The organism is Psychrobacter sp. GW64-MNA-CIBAN-0177, assembly GCF_040309585.1.
Taxonomy (GTDB): domain Bacteria; phylum Pseudomonadota; class Gammaproteobacteria; order Pseudomonadales; family Moraxellaceae; genus Psychrobacter; species Psychrobacter okhotskensis.
This window is the reverse complement of sequence record NZ_JBEOOY010000147.1, coordinates 1-283: the sequence shown is the minus strand read 5'-3', so window position 1 is coordinate 283 and position 283 is coordinate 1. Positions and strand designations below refer to the sequence as shown.

Annotated in this window: 1 protein-coding gene; it reads right to left on the bottom strand. The window is 38.2% G+C overall.

Annotation, left to right across the window (positions count from 1 at the left end; translation table 11 throughout):
* The coding region (locus AAEY79_RS14555; protein WP_352289012.1) for an aldehyde dehydrogenase family protein at positions 1-206 on the bottom strand (206 nt) is incomplete at its 3' end.
* Between the last annotated feature and the right edge of the window lie 77 nt (positions 207-283).

Here is a 283-nt window from a genome sequence, read left to right as displayed (position 1 = left end):
AGCTTAGACAGCTCTTCTTTATATTCCATCAGCTTATCACCGATAGATTTGATGGCACGACCACGCTCTTCGTGACTCACCTTGCGCCATTCTAAAAACGCATTGTGTGAGGCATTAACAATTTTATTGACCTCATCCGTGCTCATGTAATCGTAATTTTTGATCTCTTCGCCCGTGGTTGGGTTGATAGTAGTAATGTCTGACATAATTGCTGCCCTTGTTATTTGGTTTTATATATTTGAATTTTATATATTTAGTATAGTCGTGACTTTTAGTGTAGTCG